Genomic DNA, 21,535 nt, shown 5'->3' on the forward strand with positions numbered 1-21,535 from the left:
CAGCAATCACCTCGGATATACGGTGACAACATCGCCCTTATCATTAGTGATGACCCTAATTCCCGTGGAACCCGGATTGGCAATTTCAGCCTCCACCACGCTGGGCGGGATATTCCGAGGCGAAGGACCATTCTTACCCCACCACACGCCGAACTCCGCGGTCCCCGGTCGAAGCCCTGCTGCTTTAGCGCGAGCCATGGCACGTTGCTCAAGCAAGGCCATGACCTCCGGCGTATTCGGCGCCATTCTCTCTAGGGCGTGCTCGGTGTACCAACGCCCAGAGATCTTTGCACCTCCACCTGCAGCCGGCAAGACCCAGCCGGTCGCTGCATCCGCGGCCGCAACTCCACCAGCGGCCCTACCTGTCGTACCTGCGGCGCCAGCGGGTGCGCCGCCGACTCCCCCGCCTCCATATCCATAGAAGCTGACTGTTCCCTCGGCTATCGCTGTACCGCAGGCTACCGCAACAGCGAGACACTCCGGAGCGACCGCGATTATGAGGAGGGCTATGGCGCCTTCGGCAACGTGTCCCCAGTTGACTCCGGGTGCCCTGTTGTCGAGCCCTTCGCATCCTTCACCGACCTTCTCGCACATGTCGGTAAAGACCGCGTGATCCTGCTGGGCGTTGGTGATGTGTGTGCCGTAGAAGAACTCGGAGAAGTACTCGGGCGTCCAGTGCTCGCCCTTGGACGTGTCCGGGTACGGACGACCGTCTTCGGTTCGGCCCGTGTATTGCTGCGCGGCCGGGGAGGAGTCTCCGCTACAGGAGTAGGCCCCTTCGCAAGGGATGTGGCCGTCGTGCTCGATCATGCTAATGGGGTTGCCGCCACCGAAGGCGTAGCGGTTGCCCGTGAAGGGGTTGAGGCCGAGGTTCATGTCGGCCAGTGCGCCGTTGTAGGTGTCCCGAGAGAGGAACCGGTTCAGGCCGGGGCTGTAGTCACGGAATCCCATGTCGTAGGACTGGGAATTCTGGTCCCACCGCTTGGCATTGAACCGGTAGACGTTGTAGGGCTCCTTGGTGAGGTCGGCCGCATCCGGCTTGTCGATGCCAGTGAACAGGGCCTCGTCGTTCTTGCCGTACGCGGTGTAGCCGTAGGTGGCCTTGGTGTCGCCCGTGTCGTCGGTCAGCTGCTCGACGTCGGTGTGCTTGTCATACCCGTAGTACGCCTTCTCCTCGGTGCCGTCGTCCTTGTGCGTCACCTGGGACAGGCGCTGGCCCCACGGCGAGTACTGGTACGACTTGGTGATCTTGCCGGCAACCTCCTCGTCTAGCACCTCGCTCGACAGGCCCAGGTAGTTGAAGGTGGTGGTTCTCTCCTTCGCGCCACCGTCGTCGGTCGTCTTGGTGGCGGTCCGGTCCAGCGGGTCGTACGTGTACTTAGTCGTGGTGGTGCTGGTGCCGTTGTTCTTGCGGTTTTCGATGATGTGGTCGAAGCCGTCGTAGACGTTCCGCTCGATCACGGTGCCGGCTGCGGTCACGGTGTCGAGGCGCCCGAACGGGTCGTAGTTGTACGAGGAGGTCGCACCCGCCGTGCTGGCGGTGAGGAGCCGGTTCCGGTCGTAGTTAAAGGTCGTCCTGACGCTCTTGATGGTCTGGTCGATGACGTTGTTGTTCGCGTCGTGGATGTAGGTTTCGGTGCCCGCGCCATCCCCGGTCTTGGTCAGGGTGGCCAGGCGATCCCGCGGGTCGTAGGTGTAGTCACTGGTGGTGTTGAGGTACGCCGAGTGGTTGTCGGCGTTCATCTTCTTGGCGTCGTCACGGGTGCGGTTGCCGTTCAGGTCGTAGGCGTAGGTGTGTTCCGACACCAACGTCCCGTTCGACTTCTTCTCGATCTGGGTGTTCAGCAGCCCGTCGAGGTAGTAGGTGTAGTCGACGGTGTTGCTGTTGCCCTTGGTCTCCTTCAGCTTCTCGCTACGGTCTGTGTAGGTGAAGGTGGTGGTCTTCTTGTCCGGGTCGGTGGCGGATTTGCCGTTGACCACCGTCGACACCAGGTCACGCTCGTCGTAGCCGTAGCTGGCGTACTGCTTGTCGTGGGTGGTGGTCAGCGGCGCGCTGTTCTCGTTGTAGGTGAAGGTGGTGGTGGTGTTCTTCTCGGTCCCCGACTTGCTCTCGGTGACTGTCTGTACCTGGTTCAGGTCGGTGTAGTCGATGCTGAAGGTGTCGGCTCGGGCGTGGGGTGACGAGTCGGTGATGGTCTTGAGGTTGCCGTTCGGGTCGTATCGGTAGGTGTAGTCGGCCTTTTCGTTGTCGGCCTCGCCGGTGTTGTCCCGGACCAGCTTCACTGCGTCCGCGATAACCGTCCCGGTGGCCTGGTCGGACAGTGACACCTTGTGGGTGTTGCCTTCGGTGAAGCTGTACGAGCCGAGGCTGACCCAGGTGCCGGTGTTGGTGCTCTGGTTGACCGTCTTCACCGTGTCTCCGCCGCCGTGGTTGACCGTGTACTTCGCGTCGGTCGCGGCGCCGGAGATGGTCGGGTAGCGGGCAAACACCTCGTATGTGCCGCCCTGCGGCACGTTCAGCTGCCAGGTGAAGGTGTTCGCACCAGTCCCGGCTGGCCGGGTGGCGTAGGTGTGGCCGTACTTGTCCTCTGCGGCAGTGGCAGTGGCCCAGGTGCCGGTGGCGGCGGTGTTGTTGAAATCGGAGTTGTCGACCAACACCACCTGCCGGCCGACGGGCACGCCGCTGTCGGAGCGGGTCGCCAGCTTGCCGTCGAGGAAGTACGACCAGGTCATGGTCCGGTTGGACAACCCCTCTTCGGGGTCCTCGCCGGCCGGGGTGAGCGTCCGCTTCGTCTGGGCGCCCAGTTTGTTGTAGTCGTACGTGGTGAGGATGTCCCACGGGTCGCGGCTGGTCTTCGTCCATCCGTTGTCGAAGTAGCTGTAGACGGTGTCGTTGCGGACGGACTCACCGGCCGACGGCGGCATGCTGACGGTGGCCAGCCTTCCGACGTCGTCGTACTCGTAGGTGGTGACGTCCGCGGTGTTGTAGCGGGCGTCGTTGCCGTCGTACGCGGTGCGGGTCTCCTTCACCCGGTCCAGCTCGTCGTAGACGGTTTCGGTGGTGAAGTCGTCCGGGTCGGGGGTGACGGTGCCGCGGGGGCTGATCACCTTGGTCTGGTTGCCAACCTCGTCGTACTTGTACTCCGTAGTGCGGTAGCTGATGGTGCCGTTGTCGTTCTTGTGCGGCACCTTGACCTGCTTCGGCCTGCCCAGCGGGTCCGGGATGATCTCGGTGGTGTTGCCAAGCTGATCGGTCGTGGCAGTCACCACGCTGTCGCGGTCATACGTAGTGGTGGTGAACTTGCCGAGAGCGTCGGTGACCTTGGTGACCCGGTGGGCCTTGTCGTACTCGTACAGGGTGGTGTAGTCGCCGGTGTCGGCGGTGGCGTTCTTGCGCGGGTCGATGACCTTCCGGAGGTTGCCGACGTTGTCGTACTCGTACGAGATCTTGTGTCCCTTGGCGTTCGTGGCACTGGTCAGCTGGTAGATCTCGTCATACTCGTTCGTGGTGACGTAGTCACCGTCCACCTCCGGCGTCAGGTTGCCCTTCGGCTCCGTGGTGGTCTTCAGGTTGCCGACCTTGTCGTAGGTGAAGGATGTCTTCCGCTGCGGGTCGCCCTCCTCGTCGACCGGTGCGAGCGTGTACTCCAGCTGGTCGGCCGCGTCGTACTGGGCGATGGTGATAGCGCCGTTCGGCGCGTACGACTCTAGGACGTTGTCGTTCTCGTCGTACTTCGGCGCTGGCGTGACGATAAAGTCGCCGCCGTCCTGGTCCTTCGGGACCCGGTTCTCACGTGGGCGGCCGAACGTGTCGTACTCCTGCGACGTCACCTTTTCGTAGGCGTCGGTGACCGTCTTCACCTGGCCACGCTCGTCGTAGGTGAATATGGTCGACTTCTGCTTGGCGTCGCTGATGACCTTCGGGTAGCCGTTGGCGTCGAATTCGTCGTAGTGGGTGGTGAAGCCTCTGGCGTTCTTCGCCGTCCGCATCTGCCCGAACTCGTCGTACGTGTAGACGGTTTTGTAGTCGTCCTGCTCGGGCGTGCTGTTGCCGACCGGGTCGACCACCCACTGCAGGTCGCCTTCGCTGGTGTAGCCGAAGGTCCACTTCCGGTTCTCCGAGCTGATCTTCTCCGTCAGTTCGGCGACGTATCCGTTGAGCTGGTACTGGTAGGTCAGCCGGGTACCGAGCCAGCCGTTGGCGACCGCTTCGGCGTCCTTGATCACGGTCGGGTAGCCGGTCTTGGGGTCGTACTTCCAGGTGGATGTCGCCTTGTTCGCTTCGGTGCCTTCCTCGAGCAGGGTGACGTTGTGATCGTCGTCCCACTCCAACCTGGTCTTCTGGTTCTTGGCGTTGGTGGTCTCGGTGGGCCGTCCGTAGCCGTCCATCAGGTACGTGGTGGCGTGGTTCTCAGCATCGGTGACCGTGGTCTCGATGTCATCCGTGGCGTCAGGGTCCCGGTACGCGAACTGCGTCAGGTTTAGCTTCCGGTCCTTGTACGACTTGGTGGTCCAGTGCCACTTCGGGTCGTCGCCGGCCTGCGGGTAGTTGTACTCCACCTCCGTGGAGTGGTTCCGCGGGTCGGTGACCTTGACCAGCTTGACGTTCTTGTTTCCCTGGGTCATGTCGTAGGCGAACTTGAACACCTTCGGCGCGCCCATGGTGCCGCTGGAGCCGTACCCGTCGACCAGTTCACCGAGCAGGCCCTTGTCTGTGTAGGTGAAGGTGAGCTTGCGGCCCGAGATGTCGGTGACCTGCTTGACGTGGTCGATGATCTTCGGGTTGGTCAGGTTCGTGGCACTGGTCACCCGGTTCCAGGTGGTGTCGTTGATGTAGTCGTAGGTCTGGCCCTTGGTGTAGTAGTCGATGGTCAGGGTGCGCCGGCCGGTCGGGTCGGTGATGTACTTGAGGAACTTGGTCGGCTTGTTGTTGGACTTGCGCTCCTCGTAGGTGAACACCATCTCGTTGCCGTTGTTGTCCACCGTGCTGGTGAGGAAGCCTTCGCAGTCGTACCAGAACTGTGTGCGGTCCGGCTTGGTGAGCCGCCAGGCCTTGGGCGCCTGGGTGTTGGGCTTGCAGTCCGAGGTGGTGATCTTTTCCAGGTAGAGGTGCACGCCCTTGGGGCTCTTCCACGTCGAGGTGGCCGTGTCCCAGGTGAACCAGTGGCTGGTGCCGTCGCCGTCGGTGAGGGTGATCTTGGTGGGGTTCGGGTTGGGGTGGAAGTCGAGGGGGCTGCCCAGGCGCATCAGCGAAGAGGCCTGCAGCGACCATCCGTAGCCGGCGACGGTGTCACTCGTGTCGAGGGAGTTGTAGGCCAGCCGGACGAAGGTGGATAGGCCGCGGGATGGGTTGCTGAAGGCGTTGTACGACCAGACGGTGTTGCCGGAGTACAGGTTGTTCATCAACGTGCCGCCGGCACCGGTGTTCTTCCCCGCGTACGAGTAGAACTTCTCCAGGCCTAGCTGGTCGGAGGTCGGCTCCACCACCGCCACGTTCTGCGCGAGCGGTCCGATCGGCGCGGTCTTGGACAGCCCCTGGCCGGTCAGCTTGTTGCGTAGCTCCCAGTTGAGCACGTAGTCGGTGCGTTTGTTGCCCTCGGTGGTGCTGGCCGGCGTTTTGACCCGCGCGGTCAGGTCAACCGTGCCGCCGGCCGGAATGTCGGCCGGCAGCGGCGTGGCCACCACCGCGCCGGGCTCGTCGACCGGCTCGCCGTTGGCCCGGGTCCACTGGTAGGCCAGCTCCCAGTCGGTGGTCTTCCAGGCCGCCTGAGTTGGGTTCGACACTGACACCGGGGTGGTGTAGGTGGCCGCCGGGGCCAGGTTGGTCGGGGTCTTCGCGGCGTAGTAGGTCGATTCGGGGGTCTGTTCCAGGTAGGTGACCTCGAGTGTCGGCTCGAACATCGAGTCTTCGGCCTCGGAGGCGAGCATCATCGCTCGGGCGTTCTGGTTGACCTCGTCGCGCATGCGCAGCAGCAGGCCGTGATTGCTGCTGGGGGTGGTGACCCAGCTCTTGACCGGGGTGGTGACGTCCCAGGTTTCCCACTCGGGGTCGTTGGTGAAGCCGTTGAAGCCGGCTTTCCACGAGGTGTCGTAGTCACCGCCCGGCGTGGTCCACGCGTTCGTGCCGTTGTAGGTGTTCCAGGTCGCCGTTGTCTCGGTGAAGCCGCGGGTGAGCTTGTAGACGTCGACGTACTGGCTCATGTCCGTGCCTGGCTGTAGGGACACGGCCCACATGCGCAGCTGCGCGTCGGTGATCTGGACGCCGGCCGGGAATGCTCCGGCCAGGCTGGACCACTTCACCACCCCGCGGGTGACGCCGTAGGTGCCGGAGTTGTTGCCGACACCGATGTACGGGTCTCCGTCGTAGACGTTGAGGTTGGTGGTCTTCAACGTCCCCGACAGGGTGGTGTCGGTGACGCCGGTTCGGAAGATTTTGGTGATCTGGCCGGCCTTGGGCAGCATGGCGGGGACCGTCGGGCCGGCGATGAGCTGCCCGTCGGCGGTCTTGACCGCCACCATGTAGTAGTAGAACTGCCGGTCCATCGGGTTGGTCTTGTCGGCAGGTGTCGGCGTCGCGGTGGTGTCCTGGAACGAGCGGGTGCTCGACGAGACCGGTGCGATCAGCGTCGCGGCGCTCGGCGTGTAGAGCTGGTGCGGGCTGCGGTGCACCTGGTACTCGACGATGTCGTCGCCGGTCCCGGCGGTCTTGTCCGGGTCCGCGTATGCCGGCCAGTCCAGCACGGCGCCGGTCGAGGTGATCGTGGTCGGCGGGTTCACTGTCACGCCCGGCCGGCCGTAGGTGACCACGAGCTTCGGCAGGTTGTAGTCGCGCCGGTCGTTCATGTACGCGTACTCGGAGGCCTCGAAGATCGGGCCGCCGCGGTTGAGGGTGGCCTCGTCCTTGGCCTTGAGCATCACGCCGTAGTTGGGTGTGCCGTTGACCCACTGCTGCACCAGGTTTCGCACGGGGAAGGACATCCAGGTGCTGGAGCGGGCGGCGTCCTTGGTGGCGCCGTACTTGCTGAACCGCACGGCGTCGGCGATGACCGGCTTGTTCGCCACATCGCCGAGGACGACCTTGCCGGTGGTGCCGGCGTCGAACGGGAACGTGCCGAGGGTGACCCACCTGCCCTTGCTGCTCGGGGTGCGCTGGTCCACCAGGATCGGCTGGCTGACCCCGCCCTTGTAGTGCACGGTGTACGGGGCGTTGCTCGCGCGGTCGGAGTAGCCGACGTAGTGCACCTCGACCTTGTAGTCGCCAGCCTCGGTCAGGGTCGGGGTCCAGGTGTAGGTGTCGCCGGTGGTGGGGTCGCTGTTCACCTGGTAGTTGCCGTTGACGGCGTATTGGGTGAGGGTGCTGGTGGAGGCGGTCCAGGTGCCCTTGGCCGCGGTGCCGGCGAGGCCGTTGTCGAGGGTCACGAAGTTGCCGCCGACCGCGGTGTCGATGTTGCCGGCCGTGTTGTTCCAGGTGGCGGTGTCCTCGTTCCAGTTCGCCGTGATCCGCCGTGCCTCGATCGGCACGTCGTACTCGTACTTGTGGAAGGTCTGGTCGTAGTACATCTGCAGCTGGGCGTCGTCGATCGTGGTGTTGCCTGGGATCGAGCCGACGTTGAACTTGACCAGCGAGCGCCACGGGTTCGTGGAGTCGGTGCCGACCCGCAGCTGGTAGTGGGAGTCGTCGTTCTGGTAGATGTGGGTCGGGTTGCCCTTGTAGATCTGGGTGTCCTGCGCGTCGGCGGGCACCGGCTGGATCTTGATGGTGGGGTCGATCACTACCGGGTAGACGCGGGCCGGGTCGGCCAGCCACGCCGTGTCGGCGGAGACGGTGATCGTGGTCTGCCCGTACATCTGCTGCACCCGTTGGGTGACCTGGTCACTCCAGACGTAGCCCAGCGGGGAGGACTTGTCGGCCTTGGCGTCGTACATGAACGGCGCCGGCATGGTAAAGACCGGGTCGCCGCCGTCCGGGCGGACGAACGCGATCGACCCGTCGCCCCGCTGCCGCGCGACCAAGCCCTGGCTGTCGAGGGTGAAGGTGTACGACACCGGCCCCGACGGGGCCCGGTGCAGCACGATCTTCTCCTTCAGCGCGGTCGAGGTGACGTCGTACACCAGGTCCGCGCCGCCGGCCAGTCCGGCGTACGTCACGGTCGAACCGTCGACCTTCGGGGTGGCGGTCTTTCCGCCGCCGGTGAGGCCCAGCTGGACGGCGCGGCCGTCCTGCTCGAAGCGCACCAGGTTGTCGCTACGCCCGCCGAAGAGGCTGGTGAAACTGTTGGTGGAGCTCTCCTGCACATAGCCGTCACGGCCCGACGGCCGCACCCGCGTGTCGATCGGCTGCCAGCGGCCCTCGGCGTCCCGGTAGTGCACCGGCACCGCCGAGATCTCCGCCTGCAGCCGCCCGTCGGACAGCTCATACACCCTGCCGTTGGCGGTTCGCTTGCCGGGCACCTCCCGGACCCGTTTTTGCGCCGGCCACTTCCTCGCCGCCGGTGGCTTCTCACTCTGCGCCAGCCCGGCGCTGATCACCTCCGGCTTCGCCCGGCCCGGACCGCCATCGACCAGCGCGCGGGCTGCGTCGCCGAGGCGGGCGATCAGTCCGCTGTCCGCGTTGCTGGTGTCCGCAGCTCGGTCAGTACGGTCGGGGCTGCGGTCCGGTAGGACCTCCATCCCGCCCAGCGTGGCCACCATGACCACTGCCAGCCCCCCGATCAGGAGGCCTCGCGATCGTCTCTTCACCATCACCCTCCGGTCCCATAGAGACACGACGAGTGAACGTTAACGATGATCGATATACGTACCGACATAGACCGGCAACATTTCCTGCTGAGGGCGCGGCGAGGCATACGGTTTGGTCAGGGTGCACGTCCGTCCAGCGAACCTCGAGCGTCTGGCGATCCGCGGTTCACGTTCGGCCCCGCAAAGCTCCCGCACATACGTTGCGGGCTAGGTCACAGCAGAGCGTTGACCGGCGCCACCGCGACCAGGGAAACAAGTTCCTGCCAGCCGAGATCCCGCCACGCAGACCGCGACCGGGTCGATTCGATCGCCCGCAAGACAGCCATTGGCGCGGACGGCACAGCGGCCAGCTCGGTGACGTACTCACGAACCAGCGCCGGCAGTTGATAGCCAGCGGGCCCGTCCGGGAGAAGCAGGTGGGCGTCGACGAGGCTGTCCAACGCCCGCCGGATTCGTTGATTGCTGACCCCGAGCTGGGCGGCGGCCCGGTCCACCAGCCCTGACGCATCCGGGTGAACGCCAAGCAGTTCCAGAGGCTGCCCGGTCATCTCGTCCTCGCCACGGACAGCGGCGACGGTGCTGGCCAGGCTGGCCCGCACCGACAGATCCCCGTCATCGAGCAGATCAAGCCGGTGGCGGTCGTCGCCCAGTTCGGCGACCAGAGCGGCCACCGACATGGCGGGCCAGCCCGCCAGACGGGCGCCGGCGATCCGCAATGCCAGCACCGAGCCGGCGCACAGTCGGACCAGCTCCGCCGTGGCCGCTTCATCGGCCGTCAACCCTGGGGCAGCACCCAGCGCCCGCAGTGCTACCCGCCGGATGCCATCCAGGTTGCGTAGGTTCCGCGAACCGATGGAGATCAGGGCGGGTCCTGGACCGGCGGGAATCAACGGTCGCACCTGGGCCGCCCTCGTGACGCCGTCAACAACAACCAGCAGCCGGCGCCCGGCGACCAGGGAACGGAACCAGCCAGCCCGCTCGTCGCCGTCCTCGGGCACGTCGGTGCGGGCGACGCCCAATGCGCGCAGCACCCGGGCCAGCACCTCACCCGGAGTCACCGCGGTGCGGTGGCCGAGGTCAACGAAGACCTGCCCGTCCGGAAAGTCGGAGGCTATCTGGTGGGCGGCGCGGACTGCCAGGGTGCTCTTGCCGCTGCCCGCCGGGCCGGTGACGATCACCGCAGCGGGTGCCGGACCGCGCAGGGCGGCGACGACATCGGCGGTCTCACCGCCACGGGCGGCGAAGGTGACCAGGCTTGCCGGAAGCTCCTGCGGCACGGCCCAGCCGAGCGCGGGCCGCGCCTGGACGGCCGGCATCGCCGGCACGACAACAGGTCCAGATGGTGCCGCATACGACAGCTCGGGCACCCGATCGAGCATCGCTTGGTCGATAAGGTTCGGGCTTGACGGCGTTGCGCCAGGTGTTGGCGAGGAAGGCGAACTCGTTCATGATGCCGACGGGCCCAGGGCCGACAGCGCGGGCTCGCAATGCATCGCCGTGAACGGCGGACTCGCCGGCGGCGGGCGAGACCGATGCCGCAGTCAGGTTCCCGTTCAAACGGCAAAGCCCCGGCATCAGCCGAGGTCTCGCGACGTGCACGACAAACATGAGCGCAACGACAGAAGGCGCCCTCATGCCCCAAACATCAGCTGAGGGTTACACGTTCGCCATCGAACTCGGCAACGAACTCAGCCTTGCCACCAAGGGCAGCGATGTACCGGGCAACCGTGCCGACCTCAGCCTTCGGCAGTTCGCCACTCTCGATGGCGGCGACACGCGGTTGCGAAACGTTCATGCGGTCGGCAACCTGCTGCTGAGTCAGGCCGCGCTTCTCGCGCATCTCACGCAGTCGCGCTGCGCGTACCTCGCCGCGCATGCGCTCCTTGTGCTGCTCAACCTTGGCCTCGTCGAGGTTCATGCGAGAGCGGACATCCCGCCAGCTACGCGCCATCAGTGCTGTCCCTTCAGCTCTCGCAGATGGTCGGCGAACTTCTTGTCGGCTTCGAGAATGCTGGTTTCGTACCAGCCCTTCCAGTTGCCGCTTTTGTCACCCGCCACCAGCAGGATGGCTTCCCGCTGGGGGTCGAAGGCGAACAGGATGCGGATCTCGGTTCCCCTGCCGATCCTGGCCGCAACTCCTTCATGTTCTTGTAGTTCGAGCCCTTGACTTGGTCGACGAACGGTCGACCAAGCGCCGGGCCCTCGGCGGCGAGCAGATCTATGGCCGCAGCGACCTGGTTGGCGGAGTCGGGGTCAGACTTGGCCAGGTTGAGCAGCCAGTCCTCGACGTCTTCGGTGAGGCTGACCTCCCACTCGCTCACACACCCACTATAGCCCACGAATAACGCCAGCGTTATAGGGACGTGGAGCACGAACGGAGGGCGAAAAGCGGAAGCCAGGGGCAAGGTACAGCGGGCGGCGCCTGCGGCCGGGGGTGCTCCAGGGGCGCTCCGATGTTCCGATGCCGGACGGACTCACGGCGCGACTCCTGGATTCGCGCCCCTGCCGGCCACTCATCGCCGTGCCACCCAACGTAGGCGCCGCGCGGACCAGCACCAACGCGGCTGGACGACGCGCCCGGAACCCGGACCGCGGTGAATGATTGCACTCTGTCCCCTTCTGGCTACTTCTGATCCGTAGACCAATGCTTGCCTGCCCTCCCACCAACAGTTCGTTGGAGTGTCAGGCATCAAGTGGAGACACCGAATGTTCGGCGGGCTTGTGGATTGGGACGTTCTCGCGGAGCTTGGCCCGCCAGCGGCGAGGAACCAGAGCCGTGACGACGAGGAGCCCGGAGATGACTGCGAGAAGGAGCAGCAGTAGCCAGGGGAGGGCCCAGGCGTGCGTCGTGGCCTCGACGGTGGCGAGCGGCGCGATCGAGCCCGACGCGTCGGTGAGCAGTGGGACGAGGGTGACGGTCCCCGTCAGCTTCACCGCGGGAGCCACTCCTGGTACCGGCACGGAGACCTTCCAGATGTCACCTGGGAGCAGCGGGGGCGAGTCCTCGATCTGCGCCGCGCGGACGTTCAGGCCCCCGAATGGGCCGGAGATGGACACTGCCTGCCGAGCGGTGACGATGGCGTTGCCCGTGTTGCGGATCGTGTACGTGACGGTGGCGTCACCCTTTCCGAACGGATTGGGCGTGCCCGAGTAGCGCACCTGCAGATCCTCCACTGACAGGCTCGGCTTGAGCGCTCCACCCACCCGCAGGCGGATCCGTATGCCCACCCGCCGGGCCACATTCGTCCCATCCGCTTTGCTGGCCTGCGTCAGCGAGGTGACGACGCCGCCCAGGTAGTCGCCGGGCGCGGCGTTGTCTGGAAGGGTGAGCTGGAAGGGCACCTCAACCGACTGGCCGGGCCCGACCGTCACGTCGGGGCGATCGGTGTGGACCCACGCACCGATCCCTGTCGACTTCGCGTCCGGGGTGACCAGGTCGAGCTGGCCCTCCTTGGTGGTGAACCCGTCGGCGGCGTACAGGGCCAGGTTGAGCGGCGTGGCACCGTGGTTGACGACGACGAGACCGTCCTTGAGCTGTCCGCCGGGGTTGAGGGTGTAGGTGTAGTTCTGCCGGCCGGACCCGAAGTTGTTGGAGGGCGTCCTGACCGCCCAGGAGACGTCGCCGTCCGCCGCGGCGGCGGGTCCGGTCCCCACCGTGAGGAGGCCGAACGCGGCGAGCAGCATCACGGCAGTGGCCTGGGCGAGGACTGCTGCGGTCGTACGGGGTTTGGGCAGGTGCATCTGATGATCCTCGGACGGTCTGGGAGCGGCGGGATGGGACACGTGCGGTGGGGTGGGCACCCGACGGTGCCCACCCCACCGGGTGGAGCGGACCGGATCAGCTCAGCGCGGTGAGCGTGGTCCCGGTGCCACCCGCGGTCGTCTGCTCAACCCACGCGGCCGGGGTCGTCTGGGCCATGTCGGCCCGCTTGTCCCAGCCCTTGCCGCGGTACGGGTGGATGACCACCTTGTCGGCGGTGGATCCGACCGGCTGAGCGGGGCTGGTGCCGTTGTTCGGGCCGCACCACTTCACCTTGCCCAGCTCCACGGCGGCGTTGGGCCCGTCGCAGGTGCTGCTGCGGATGTTCTCGACGACGAGCTTGTTGTCGCGCACCTGGACCTTCACGTAGGTGCGGACGTGCTCCTGGTTCTCCACCGAGTTGGCGTAGTGGCTGGCGGGGTTCAGCGGGTCGGGGCCGAAGTCTGAGCCCGGGACGGGAGCGGTGAGGTCGTAGTACTTCGAACCTGACGCGGAGTTCGCCGTCACGTAGATGACGCCCCCCGGGCCCTGGGCCACCTGCTCGGCGCCGGGCTGCTCATCCGGGTGCGACTTCTGACCGTTCTTGAGCGCGTAGCTACGGGAGTAGCTGTGGTCGTGACCCTGCAGGACCAGGTCGACGCCGAGCTTGGAGAAGGCGGTCGGGAAGTCCTGACGGCGCTTCTTGTTGTCGCTGTCGTTCGCGTGGGCGGCCGGCGAGTAGATCGCGTGGTGGTAGACGAGCACCGTGTACTTGGCGTCGGCGCCGTGCGCCTTGATCACGTCGGTGATGTAGCCGATGTGCGCCTCGTCCGAGCCGTTGGCGTAGGCGTTGCTGTTGAGGTCGATGAACAGGACGCCCTTGTAGATGTACCAGTAGTCACCGCCGGACCGGGTCGTCGCGCTGCCGTTGTAGAACGGCGTGGAACGGTCGGTGTTCGGGGTCCAGAAGTGCTGCTCGTAGGCCTTGCCGCCGACGTCGTGGTTGCCGATGGTGGCGGCCCACGGGTACTGACGCAGCTCGTCGGGCGCGAGGAAGGCGTTCCACTGCGTCTCGGTGTTGGCGGTCTCGACCTGGTCACCACCGGAGACCAGCAGCTCGGCGTTCGGGTTGGCAGCGGCGGCGACCTTCAGCGTGTCCTGCCACCCCTCACCGTCCTTGGCCACGTTGCCGGACGAGCCGATTTGCGGGTCGCCGAAGAACAGGAAGTCGAAGTCGCCCTTGAAGGCCTGGGTCTTGAAGGAGTACGTCGGGGACCAGCCGCCCGCCGCGCCGACCCGGTAGGAGTACGTGGTGTTCTCCTGCAGGCTGTCGATCGTGGCGTGGCCGTTGTAGCCGCCGTTGACGCTGTTCGCGGCGACGCTGGCCGAGAAGGTGACGGCGTTCGCGGGGAACTCGCCGTTGACGAGCTGGGAAGCCGGCGCGACCTCGACCGTCTGCGGGGTGCCGGTCGAGGAGTACCACGACACGACGCGCTGCGATTCGCTGGCGCCTACGCCGAGGACGATGCCGGTGGGTGCCGCGACATCGGCCGCGTGGGCCGCCGTCGTCAGGCCGCTGCCGAGCACCGCGGCGACGCCGAGGACCGCCGCGCTGGCGCCCCCGGCCATCCGGCGGCGCGCAACCCCGCGGCCTTGTGTCCAATCGAGCCTCATCAGATTCCATCCGTTCTGATTCGAGGGAGTGTTGAAAAGCCTTTGGTCAAGCTCGCGGAAACCGGTGTCTACCAGGTGAACCTCGGGCAGGCGGACTGTTGCGCCCGGTGGAAGTTGTCCCGGGCAATCAGATTCCGACGACCCGCTGCACGAACCACACCAGGCCCATTACGGCCACCGCCGCAGCGATCGCCCCGGTCGTCCACACCCCTGCGGTCGGGGTGTGGCGGCGCAGTAGGGCGAGCAGCGGGAAGACGACCACGATGATCGTCAGCTGGACGACCTCGATGCCCACGTTGAAGACGAGCAGCGACCACAGCAGCGTCCACGAGAAGGCCTGGTCGATCCCGAGTGCCGCGGCGAAGCCGAGTCCGTGTACGAGGCCGAAACCGAACACCACCGCGAGCCGGGCCCAGCCCGCACGGTCCAGACTGAGGTGGCTGTGACCGGCCGCCTCGAGATCCGTGGCGTGCGACCGGCGCCGCCAGATCCGCCACAGATGCCAACCGGCGACGGCCGCGATCGACAGGGCGATGACGGGCTCGACGAACGACGCGGGCAGCTGAACGAGGCCGAGGGCGGCCAGGATGAAGGTCACCGAGTGGGCCAGCGTAAAGGACGTCGCCGCCAGCACGATCTCACGCAGGCGGCGGGACCCCACGATGAGCGCCAGCAGGAACAGAATGTGGTCGAGCCCGGTGAGCAGGTGCTCGGCTCCGAGCCGGAAGAACTCCCAGAACCGCTCGGACCAGGACTGTTGCGTGGAGAACGACCGATGCTTCGCGTCGAGGGCGGTGCTTCCCGACTTCAGGTCGAGGTCGTAGGTGACGATCGTCTTGGTGTCGCGCACATAGCCCTCGGAGTCCGGGAACAGCCCGCTGCGGACCTCGTGCGCTCCCGCTGACTCCGGACACCGGTAGTCCAGAACCAGCAACGCGTACGGGACAGCCTCGCGTTTCTCGACGGTGAAGTCGCCGTCGCGGACCGGGGTGCACGCCGTGCCGTCGGTCGTGACGCCGAAACGCTCGGTCACGTACGCGACCACCGTGTCGGCGTGGGCGTCGAGCGCGGCGGCCTGTTCCGCCGCATCGCCGTCCTCGAACGCCGTGGTGCCCGCCCGGAAGAGCTGATCATCCTTCTCGTAGTCGGCGGCGGAGACGACGAGCAGGTCGTACTCCAGCCCGAGCTCGGCGCGGACGTGCCCGGTCTCGGGCGAGGTGAGGTTGACGTACGCGGTCGAGCTGAAGCCGTGGGCAAGGGCGGGTGCGGCACTGAGCAGGACGCCGACGGCTAGGGCCGCAACGACGACACCAGCGCGCCATCGAGCGGCGTGGGGCATGTGACTCCTCTTCGGGTTGGCGACCGAAATCTGCTCGGCTCAGATGAACGAACGGCAGCCTGCGCGCAAACCAGCGACGAAACCCGCCCGACCTAGCTGGCCTGCGCATTCGCAAACGGCCGACCATGGGGTAGGAAGTAGGGCGCACCTACGCCACCTCGAGGACGGTCTCCATGCGCTCCCGCCTTCTGCCCGCCGGCACGCTGGCCGCGGCAGTAGCGACCGCCGTACTGATCACCGGATGCAGCTCCGGCGATGACTGGTCCCGGCCGCACCCGAAGCCCACCGCCGTCGGCACTCTCGGCCCGGGGTTCTTCGACCCGGCCGCACCGCCCGCCCCGGAGGCGACCATCACGCCGCGGCCCGGCTCCTGGGACGGGGTCCGTCCGTCGAAGGGCTACCGGGTGGTGCTGCTCACCGCAGGGGAAGACCCGCAGACCAGGACGCTGGTGAACGCCGTGACGCAGTGGGCCGAGGACGAGCAGGCCAGCCTCAAAACCATCACCGCCACTGAGCCCGATCAGTTCATTCCGCAGATCAGTAAAGCGATCGACCTGGCGCCCGATCTCATCATCAGCGCTGGCAACGACCTTGTCGACCCGATGGCCCTCGTCACACCCCACCACCTCGACCAGCAGTTCCTCGTGGTCGGCGCCGAACTGGCCGAACCCACCGCGAACGTCACGGCCGCCGACTGGACGGGTGCGTCGTTCCGCGGCGAGGGACTCGGCATGTCTTCAACGTATGACCCCGCCACCTTCACCCCCGAGCGCGCCGGCCGCGCTGTCCGGGCCGGCGTCGCGGCCGTACTCAACCGCCTGACCGGCATCGTCATCTGGCTGGACTAGACGCTAGGAGCTGCCAGCCCCTGGGTCGGGTCGCCCGGGGGAATTGCACCCCCGGGCTCCCACAGAACCGTGCGTAACGGGCTCCCGTTACACGGCTGTTGGCATCCTGATCAGCAGAAGCGCGGACAGGGTCGTCGTGGTCCGGCGGGTGCTCGTTCATCTGGATGCCGGCTCCGCGCCGCCGCAGGCCGTGTGCTGACACTCTCAAACCCACGTTTGTGTGCTCTGGCGAACGCCCGCCCCGCTCTCCGCCACTCACAGATGCTCACGGCGACTCACAAAGCTGCTCGTTCGGGTCTCATCCCTGGAGGGCAGGCCGGCACCCGGCACTGGACCGTTCGTGTCGGTGCAGCGGTGGCGACGATTGCGGCCACTGTGATGCCTGTCGACTCGATGATGGTGCGATGTCATGCTTCGTGTCAGAGGTGCCGTGACCACGGACATGCGACCGCGCCGAGAATATTCCACTCGGCCCGTGACCAGTGGCGGCGTGCGCGTGACACTCCCCGTCGATGGATCGGCACCATGGCAGCACCGTGGGACACGTCCACGGCGGAGTGGACACGGTCGTGGCCACCGGGCGTTGACGTGCGTGCCGGGTGACCGACGCTTGGTGCGGCGCTGGTGGTGGCCATTGCCAGCGCGGGGGTGTGTCCACGTGACCGCCGGTACGCCATTGGACCGTGAGGCACGTCGGTGAGGATGCCACAACCCTGCTCAGCAGCGATGCCGGACGCTCATGTCAACGATCGGCATCGATGACATTCGGCACCTCGAACATCGGCCAGACCATGTCGACGGCCGTCGCGGACACCGGCCCGTCGCGGCGTGGGCATTAGCGGCGTGGCCACCTTGGCCACGTCCAGGCACCTCGATGTCAATTTGACACTCTCCGCTGGACCTCGATTGCGACCATGGGCGTGTCCGGACACGCGGCCGGTGACCTCGTCCAGGCGGCGTCGTGGCCTGTGGCCGGCGCCGGCATGTCATCACCCCGATGTCCATTGACACGCGTCGTTGCCATTCTCGCCGTGACATGACGGGTCCCGGGCTATGCCCGCAGCGGGCGTGTTCTGGGCTCCGCCATGGGATGACGCCTGACGACAGGCGTGGCTGCCGACACGATGCCACGGCGAGCGGAGTTGTGCCGGCGAGCGCGCCGAGGTCGTCGCAGTAGCTGTCGCCTGTCGCTGCCCAGGAGCCGCTGCCATGTCCGCGTCGCCGCCGCCGGACAGGCTAGTGGGCGTGTGAGCCGCTGTAAGTCTCTGTGAGCCGCTGTGGGTGGCTGTGAGCGCCGCGATGCGACCGGTGAGTTCGTGTCAGCCCCGTGCGAGATGCCTCTCCTTGCGTGGCCCGGTACGGCGTCCGCTCGTACTCACAGCCCTGATTGGACCGCCGATGGGAGATCCAACTGGGCGTTGGTCCGCACGGTGCTGCGGCCGCTGTGAGTGCTTGTGAGTTCGGCAGGCGTTCGCCAGAGCACACAAACGGCGGTTTGTAGATGGGAGCGCGGTAGGGGATGCGGTGGCGTTGGTCCCTGGTGGCGGCGGCCCCAGGGCGTGTGGCCGCGACGGCCGGGCGCGTCGCCCGGGCGCAGGCGCGAGCCCTCGAACCCGCAGCAGTGGGGCGTATGCCAGCAAGGAGGCTGGGATCAGCCGCCGCACCGTAGCCGGGAGACGCGGTGTCGGCAGCGCGTCGGTGCGCTCCCGGAGCCCGGATGCCATTGCGCGCCTGGGGCGTCGGTCTGTCCCGGGGCCGGCCACGCGCGTTGGCTCTCCCGGCCGGTGGCGGGTCGAGCGGTCCGGTGACCCGTGCCGGGGTCCGTGTTGGCGTCGGTGCTGGCCTCCGTTGCTGGGTCGCCCTTGAACCTGACCCGGGAATGGACCCCGCCCACCCGTGTCACCGCAGCACACGCCGCCGCTGACCGAACCTGCCTCAGCTCAGAGAGACCTTCCCGGTCTCCCCCTCACCCCAGTAGGAGACACAGACCATGTCCGATCAGGTGCTTCGTGCCCAATCCACACTGACCGTCCGCGACCACGTCCTGCTCGGTTGGCTGGCCGACCACGGCGTGCTGACCACGCCGCAGATCGCCCACGCCCTGTTCCCGTCGTTGGACTTCGCCCAACGCCGGCTGCGCCGGCTGCTCGAGGTCGGCGTCGTCGACCGGTTTCGCCCCCTCAAGACCGATGGCGGCTCCTACCCGTACCACTACGTCCTCGATCAGCTCGGCGCTGAGATCACCGCCGTGCACCGCGACCAGCCGCCACCACGGCCTAGCCAAACGAAGGCCCGACGCCGCCGTTGGACCGTCGCTCGCGTGCTGCAACATCGGATAGGCGTCAACCAGTTCTTCACCGACCTCGCCGGCTACGCCCGCACCCACCCCGACCATGACCTGCGACGGTGGTGGTCGGAATCGCGGTGCGGGGACGTCGGTGTCTTCGCCGGCCCCGACTCCAGCGTCGAGCTACAGACCGGCCCTGCTCCGATACGCCCGGACGGCCACGGCATCTGGCACGCCGCGGACCTGCAGGTGCCGTTCTTCCTCGAGTACGACACCGGCACCGAACCACTGACCGAACTCGTCCGCAAACTCGACGGCTACCACCGGATGGTCCGCTACGGCGGCCCCCGCTGGCCGGTGCTCTTCTGGCTGCACTCCGCCGACCGAGCCCACCACCTGCACCAGCGTCTGGCCGAGCAGACCCAGTGGGCGCCCGTGGCCACCGCGAGCCGCGATCACGCCACGCGGGCTGCCGTCGGCCCCGCGGGGCCGCTGTGGTGGCTCCACGGCCACCACGGCCTCCTTACCCTGGCCGACCTCGCTGTCGCGCTGCCATACCTGCAACACGCCGACCACATGCCCGACGCGTTCGGCCGCCCCTTCGCCGCATACCGCCGGTCCGAGCCACCGAAAGGTTAAGCCAGCTGCTCGCCCGCTCGTCCCGGCATGCGCGGGCCCGGGTGCCCAGCTCCATCCCACCCTTCGGGTCGAGACCCCAGAGTTGGACGAGGCTGGAGGTGGTGCCGGCGGCGAGGGAGCGGACCACGGACCAGATGACCGAGCCCTTCCCGGAGCCGGTGGCGCCCACGACCAGGACCTGGGTGCCGAACAGCCGCAGCCCGTACCCGTCGCCGTCCTCCTGCCGCCCGACCGGCAGGGCGGTGAACTCCGGCACTGCGGGCACCGGCAGGGGCCGGACGACGCGGGCGAGGGGGTCACCGCGGAACAGGGTCAGCAGCACCAGATCGGTGCGCTTGCCAGGCGATGCTTTGATCTGCCGGACGCCGAAGGTGTGCGCCAACCTCTCGGAGACACGGGCGAAGTCGTCGGGGATCTGGCCGCTGACCATCCGCACCGCCACCACGTCCACGCCGGCACCGCAGCGGACACCCTTGAGGATCGGCAGGACGGTGTGCCCGTCGAAGGAGATCGCCAGCTTCGCGGTGACCATCGCCGCCAACCACTTACGGCGGTAGACCCAGCGCCGGTAGCAGGACAGGACCGGCCACCACCCGAACCGCAGGAACGACGGCCGGTGACCGAAGCCCCAGCCGGCGGCGACGGCGGCCACCGAGGCGACGAGCCCGACCGGACCAGCCCAGCCGAACCGCAGATACAGCCAGCCGAAGACCACCGCCGGGGTGGTGACGTACCAGAAGCGCAGCAGCAGCCAGACGAGCCGGCAGAAGCCCTTGACGGTCCACCAGGTCAGCGCCAGCCACATCGGGATGCGGATGATCGGAGTCCGGATGTTGATCGGGGCGGGATCGATCCGGTCACCCCGGATCACGTTGACCAGCGGCATGGCTCAGCCCTCCCCCACGGCGGCGGCGAACAGCGAGCCCTGACCCGGAGCGCCGGGACGACGGCGCACGACGCGGCGGCGGACCGCCGGGCGGACCGGCATCAACGCGGCCAGGTCGACCGGCCCCGACTCCGGGGCGGGGACGTGGCGGGCCATGGTCGGCAGCCACCGGCCACGACCCAGCACCGCCCGAAGGTCGGTCCGGTCGGAGACGTGCGGGGCTGGCGAGGCAGAGCTAGCGTGGATCGCCGCTGACCGAGGACTCGCCGCGGCGCGGCAGACCGGAGATCCCGTCGTAACGGGCTCGCTGTTCCGCTCGGTCACACACGCGCTGCTGTCAACCGGCCGGTTCGTCGAAGCGGTCCAGCTCACCGACCAGGCCGCCGGTCATCTGGAAAGCGCGCTGAGCCGTCCCACTCCCGAGCTGCTGTCCACCTACGGAACCTTGTTCCTCGCTGGATCAATGGCGGCAGCACGGGCCAACGACGCGGGCACCACCCGCACCTTCCTCACGGCGGCCGATGATGCCGCTCGGCGACTCGGACGAGACGCCAACCACGTCTGGACCGCATTCGGACCCACCAACGTTGCCATCCATCGCGTAGCTACCGCCGCCGAGCTGGGTGATGTGCAGGTCGCTATTGACCTCGGCCCCCGCGTCGACACCTCAGCACTCCCGACCGAGCGACGGGTGAGGCACGCCCTGGAAGTCGCCCGCGCCTTGAGCACCTGGAATCGCACCGACGACGCCTTAACCATGCTGCTTGAGGCAGAACAGATCGCTCCCGAGCAGGTGCGCTACCACTTCCTCAGCCGACAACTCGTCCTGACCTGGATCCGCCAACAGCGCACCAAGCCATCCACCAGCCTGGTAGACCTCGCCAAGCGACTCAAGGTGCTCGACTAACGAGACCCGGCATACGCTGCCGAGGTGACCGAGGCGCAGACAACACCCCCGATGGCTCGGCCCCGCGTGGCTGCCGGCGCCCTGTTCAGCGATGCGGCCGGGCGAGTGATGCTCGTCCGGCCGACGTACAAGGACCACTGGGACATCCCCGGCGGATACGTCGAGCCCGGCGAGTCCCCACGGGCAGCTGCGATACGCGAAGTGAAGGAAGAACTCGGCATCACCCCGCCTCTCGGGCGACACCTCGTCATCGACTGGGCACCCGCCAGCGGCGAAGGTGACAAGATGCTCTTCGTCTTTGACGGCGGGGTGCTGGCTGAGGCCACGCTCGCCGAGATCACCCTTCAAGCCGACGAACTTGCCGAATGGCGGTTCGTTGCCGAAACCGAACTCCAAACTCACGTTCCTGCCCGGCTTGTACGACGGCTCTGCACCGCGATAAGGGCTAGCCTCGGCCCTTCGTTAAGGGCTGTCCAA

13 protein-coding genes and 1 pseudogene are annotated in these 21,535 nt (G+C 67.0%); 4 read left to right on the forward strand and 10 right to left on the reverse strand.

All coding sequences use genetic code 11. From position 1 onward, the window contains the following. Nucleotides 1-6 precede the first annotated feature (6 nt). The 8 genes and pseudogenes from A6A27_RS27750 to A6A27_RS27780 form a co-directional block, all read right to left on the reverse strand. Nucleotides 7-8,670, reverse strand: a complete 8,664-nt coding sequence (locus tag A6A27_RS27750; protein ID WP_158074084.1) for a golvesin C-terminal-like domain-containing protein — start codon at nt 8,668-8,670, stop codon at nt 7-9. Between the two features lie 281 nt (nt 8,671-8,951). Then, nucleotides 8,952-10,118 carry an ATP-binding protein gene (locus A6A27_RS27755; protein WP_143194219.1) on the reverse strand — a complete coding sequence of 389 codons (1,167 nt, stop codon included), beginning with the start codon at nt 10,116-10,118 and terminating at the stop codon, nt 8,952-8,954. 266 nt (nt 10,119-10,384) lie between these two features. Then, nucleotides 10,385-10,657, reverse strand: a complete 273-nt coding sequence (locus tag A6A27_RS27760; RefSeq protein WP_240033225.1) for a helix-turn-helix domain-containing protein — start codon at nt 10,655-10,657, stop codon at nt 10,385-10,387. A gap of 32 nt (nt 10,658-10,689) precedes the next feature. After that, the gene (locus A6A27_RS47205) at nt 10,690-10,797 is read right to left on the reverse strand and encodes a hypothetical protein (protein ID WP_338013314.1); all 108 of its coding nucleotides are present in this window, start codon (nt 10,795-10,797) and stop codon (nt 10,690-10,692) included. A 113-nt stretch (nt 10,798-10,910) separates the two neighbouring features. Beyond that, nucleotides 10,911-11,111 (reverse strand): annotated as a pseudogene (locus A6A27_RS47210) (hypothetical protein); the annotation flags it as partial. A 310-nt stretch (nt 11,112-11,421) separates the two neighbouring features. Beyond that, entirely contained in the window at nt 11,422-12,480 is a 1,059-nt protein-coding gene (locus A6A27_RS27770) for a WxL protein peptidoglycan domain-containing protein (protein WP_073837590.1), read from the reverse strand. Nucleotides 12,481-12,577: 97 nt separating this feature from the next. Then, nucleotides 12,578-14,152: a purple acid phosphatase family protein gene (locus A6A27_RS27775; protein WP_083672931.1), complete on the reverse strand. Its 1,575-nt coding sequence runs from the start codon at nt 14,150-14,152 to the stop codon at nt 12,578-12,580. 127 nt (nt 14,153-14,279) lie between these two features. Then, nucleotides 14,280-15,491: a HupE/UreJ family protein gene (locus A6A27_RS27780; protein ID WP_073837591.1), complete on the reverse strand. Its 1,212-nt coding sequence runs from the start codon at nt 15,489-15,491 to the stop codon at nt 14,280-14,282. A 173-nt stretch (nt 15,492-15,664) separates the two neighbouring features. Between A6A27_RS27780 and A6A27_RS27785 the strand changes: the two genes are divergently transcribed. Both A6A27_RS27785 and A6A27_RS27790 read left to right on the forward strand, forming a co-directional pair. Further along, nucleotides 15,665-16,339 carry a hypothetical protein gene (locus A6A27_RS27785; protein ID WP_073837592.1) on the forward strand — a complete coding sequence of 225 codons (675 nt, stop codon included), beginning with the start codon at nt 15,665-15,667 and terminating at the stop codon, nt 16,337-16,339. A gap of 1,990 nt (nt 16,340-18,329) precedes the next feature. Next, entirely contained in the window at nt 18,330-19,265 is a 936-nt protein-coding gene (locus A6A27_RS27790) for a replication-relaxation family protein (RefSeq protein ID WP_073837593.1), read from the forward strand. Here A6A27_RS27790 and A6A27_RS27795 read toward each other — a convergent pair. Further along, nucleotides 19,150-20,151: an FtsK/SpoIIIE domain-containing protein gene (locus A6A27_RS27795; protein ID WP_143194220.1), complete on the reverse strand. Its 1,002-nt coding sequence runs from the start codon at nt 20,149-20,151 to the stop codon at nt 19,150-19,152. The two genes, A6A27_RS27790 and A6A27_RS27795, sit on opposite strands and share 116 nt — an antisense overlap. 3 nt (nt 20,152-20,154) lie before the next feature. Continuing rightward, the gene (locus A6A27_RS44530; protein ID WP_158074085.1) at nt 20,155-20,307 is read right to left on the reverse strand and encodes a hypothetical protein; all 153 of its coding nucleotides are present in this window, start codon (nt 20,305-20,307) and stop codon (nt 20,155-20,157) included. On the opposite strand from A6A27_RS44530, the gene A6A27_RS27800 reads away from it, so the two are divergent. Continuing rightward, nucleotides 20,306-21,058, forward strand: coding sequence for an XRE family transcriptional regulator (locus A6A27_RS27800; protein WP_241825495.1), 753 nt, complete (start codon nt 20,306-20,308; stop codon nt 21,056-21,058). The two genes, A6A27_RS44530 and A6A27_RS27800, sit on opposite strands and share 2 nt — an antisense overlap. Nucleotides 21,059-21,082: 24 nt before the next feature. Then, nucleotides 21,083-21,535: NUDIX domain-containing protein (locus A6A27_RS27805; RefSeq protein ID WP_073837594.1), on the forward strand; the 453-nt coding region annotated here is incomplete at its 3' end.

The organism is Micromonospora sp. CB01531 (assembly GCF_001905095.1).
Taxonomy (GTDB): Bacteria; Actinomycetota; Actinomycetes; order Mycobacteriales; family Micromonosporaceae; genus Micromonospora.